The sequence below is a fragment of the Bradyrhizobium sp. genome (genome assembly GCF_049519115.1).
Taxonomy (GTDB): domain Bacteria; phylum Pseudomonadota; class Alphaproteobacteria; order Rhizobiales; family Xanthobacteraceae; genus Bradyrhizobium.
On the sequence record NZ_JBEKRB010000183.1, the window covers coordinates 1 to 2,758 of the forward strand.

A 2,758-nucleotide genomic window follows, 5' to 3' on the forward strand; every position below is an offset into this window, starting at 1 on the left:
CGCCCCGCCATCTCGGACGCTGTTATCTCGTTCCTGTGCCGGCGCCTACGGGATTTGAGCGACAAGCTCGAGACCGTGGCGCTCTACCCGATGGAAGTCCGTTTGGCGCGATTTCTTCTGACCACGCTCGGCGACAGGGAAGCGGCGCCCGGACGACGTGTACCGCTCGAGCTCCACTTCTCCCAGAGCGAGCTTGCTCACCTTCTCGGCGCCAGCCGCCCCAAAATCAATGCGGCATTAGCGGCGCTCGAGAGCGCCGGGGCTATCGGACGCACCTCGGACCGTTTGTTCTGTGATCGAGCAAAGCTTGTCCAGATCGCGAAACGCGATGACGGCTAGTCTTGCACCCGAGCAATACCGATTGCGGCGCACTGGTTTTCATGGCCCGCGTTGCGTGGGCCAGTGCCGGCCTCGCCTTGTAACTCGTCCTTCGAGGCGACCGGAAAGGCCTGCATCAGACCGCCGAAAATCGGGCAGCCAAGCCGACTGCGGATTGGCAAGCTCTTTGCCATATCCTGATCAGGGCATTCGATGATGTGCCTCGTTGGAGCATCAAGGAGTATAAAATGAAGAACCAGCGCCATTTTGGGATTCTGGACGGGACCAGCCAGCGGGAAGCGGAGCGAATTGGCACGTTAATTAACGACCTCGACCGTATCGTTCAACTCCTTAACTGCGATATCGAGACCGAAGAGGAACACGCGGGAGTGTCGGATCGCTCGAACGCCGCATATCCGATCCTTGCCAGGACCCTGGCAGCACGCCGCGACAATCTAAGGGAAACCATGGCTGCGCTCGAACGACGCCTTGCGGCGATCAAAACGCCCTTGGGCAACGCGGTCGCAGCCTAGCATTGCTGTTCGGATACCCCCGAGGCTGACTTAAAGAAGAGCCACCTCCGAGCGGCTGCTTTTTGAATTGCGTCGGACCAATTAATCAGTTGCGGAATTCATCAATTTTCACAGGCGCGTCGAAACGACTGCCGAAGAACTCAAGCCGCCGGTCAACACGAGATCGCCCATCTCACGTCTTAAAGGATGTCCCGTTACGATCCTTGCTAGCCGCCCTGCCCACGTTCGACGAATGCCGCAAAATCCATCCCAAAAGGCGCGCCATGGCAGCGGCCTCATTCGATAGACCCTCGACTCTTCGCCTAATCCTAAGAGTACCGAGGCCTCGATTCAAGGTCGCTATTTTGGCGGAGGCAGGTAGCCTTTAGGCGAACCTGCATATGGCTGCTGTGGATCATTGGGAACTAAGCTGAGACATCTATCCACGCCGGACTTACAGGAGCCTAAGCAGGCTGGGTCGTTTTTGCATCCGGACAAGCAGGCCAATGCGGTTTGCATGCAAGCTTGAAGGGTAGGCGGCGGGGAAATGGCTTGAGCGTGGGCTACCTTGGCAAGGAGCAATGAAATGATTACTGCCAAACCAATTGTTCGCATTTTGCCATTTACCCCGACCCGACAGAATCCGCGCAAAACGCCCCCAGCCTATGGGCCGCCTTGAGCGCGTTCGCGGCGCTCTGCACTACACGCCGATCTACTTCGGCATTCAGCAAATGTGAAGGGTCTGCGCAAACGTTGCAGGTACCACCTCGCCGAGACGTCCCGGTCCGGGCTTCATCGATTTGACCTCGCCCATCGTCGGCAGCAGAGCGTCGATCCTTCCTCAATTTACCAGAAACCGGCGATCCTGACAGTTGGACTAACCAATTCCGCTTTGGCGGCGGCGAAATCCTGGTTACAGCATGCATCGTGCAGCGACCTGGTATGGTCAAAGCTTCTGCGCTTGAGAGATCGCGACGTTCAAAGTGTCCAACGCGGACAACGATCCGCACCTGCAGCGAAAGAGTAGAACGCGAGGCTCTACGCGGCGTCGAGAAAACCAAGGTCAAAGCACGCCCTTTATCTTGGTCGTTGTCTGAAGCACACTTCCAGCTTTACAGCTCGCGGCGGTAGAACCCACTGAAGTCTCTTGCTTCATAGACACGAGAACCAGTCCCACTTTTGTTAGGTTCAGCGCTGATGACCAAGGCCAATGCCCAAACTGAATGCCTTCTGACGCAACGACCCTTCTGTACGTTTCATCGTCCTAGCGATCTTTGCGATCGGCGTGCGCGCTTTTGAATGAGCACGAATTTCCTTGACGTCCGCCTTGGTATACTCCCGACGAGCAACAAGTTTCTTTCTTGCAGATTTAGGCACGTTGGTGCTCCTGATATTATGTGAGGGCGCACGTACTAACACAAATTTTATGGCATGCAAGCTTGCAATTCGACCGCGGCGCATTTTAACACGCCGTTAATATCCTAACGGAATCGCAGCCAATAACCTCCAGCAAAGCTGGAGGTTTGATTGGGAGCCGCCAAAGGCGGTTTTTAGAGATGGTTGGACGATTGTTTGGATTTTGGGCTGCTGAAATCAGCTCAAACTGCTCCAATTGCCGATCGGCGAGTTCTTGGTTTCTTATGTAGGCTCGGATCCCTTCCTCGTCCCGACCAACGGTCGTGACAAAGTACCCGCACGCCCAGAATTTGTGGCCCAGAAAATTACGCATCTTGCGTTCGACATTCTGCGCGATCCATATCGAACTCTTCCCTTTCATGTGCCCGATGACCTGAGCCACCGAATATTTGGGAGTTATCGAGATCAATCGCCGGTATTTTCTAGCGCCGGTGAATTCGCGTCGTAAAAAGACGGCGAGCTGATCTGATGACGTCATCGAATTCGTTTTCTAGATGCTATAATGCCCCGAC

General features: G+C 55.3%; 5 protein-coding genes. 2 read left to right on the top strand and 3 right to left on the bottom strand.

From position 1 onward, the window contains the following. A partial coding sequence (locus ABSE61_RS36865; RefSeq protein ID WP_423876067.1) for a Crp/Fnr family transcriptional regulator occupies positions 1-339 on the top strand: 339 nt, incomplete at its 5' end. Here ABSE61_RS36865 and ABSE61_RS36870 read toward each other — a convergent pair. Next, entirely contained in the window at positions 336-584 is a 249-nt protein-coding gene (locus ABSE61_RS36870; RefSeq protein WP_423876068.1) for a hypothetical protein, read from the bottom strand. The two genes, ABSE61_RS36865 and ABSE61_RS36870, sit on opposite strands and share 4 nt — an antisense overlap. On the opposite strand from ABSE61_RS36870, the gene ABSE61_RS36875 reads away from it, so the two are divergent. Beyond that, on the top strand, positions 567-851 hold the full coding sequence (locus ABSE61_RS36875; RefSeq protein WP_423876069.1) for a hypothetical protein: 285 nt from the start codon (positions 567-569) through the stop codon (positions 849-851). The two genes, ABSE61_RS36870 and ABSE61_RS36875, sit on opposite strands and share 18 nt — an antisense overlap. 1,167 nt (positions 852-2,018) lie before the next feature. Here ABSE61_RS36875 and ABSE61_RS36880 read toward each other — a convergent pair. Together ABSE61_RS36880 and ABSE61_RS36885 are read right to left on the bottom strand one after the other, a co-directional pair. Next, positions 2,019-2,207, bottom strand: coding sequence for a hypothetical protein (locus tag ABSE61_RS36880; RefSeq protein ID WP_423876070.1), 189 nt, complete (start codon positions 2,205-2,207; stop codon positions 2,019-2,021). 85 nt (positions 2,208-2,292) lie between these two features. Further along, on the bottom strand, positions 2,293-2,724 hold the full coding sequence (locus ABSE61_RS36885) for a transposase (RefSeq protein ID WP_423876071.1): 432 nt from the start codon (positions 2,722-2,724) through the stop codon (positions 2,293-2,295). Positions 2,725-2,758 lie beyond the last annotated feature (34 nt).

Excerpts from the sequence above, each read along its gene's own strand:
- ABSE61_RS36875 (WP_423876069.1), top strand. The coding sequence starts at position 567 with ATGAAGAACCAGCGCCATTTTGGGATTCTGGACGGGACCAGCCAGCGG.
- ABSE61_RS36870 (WP_423876068.1), bottom strand. The coding sequence starts at position 584 with ATGGCGCTGGTTCTTCATTTTATACTCCTTGATGCTCCAACGAGGCAC.
- ABSE61_RS36885 (WP_423876071.1), bottom strand. The coding sequence starts at position 2,724 with ATGACGTCATCAGATCAGCTCGCCGTCTTTTTACGACGCGAATTCACC.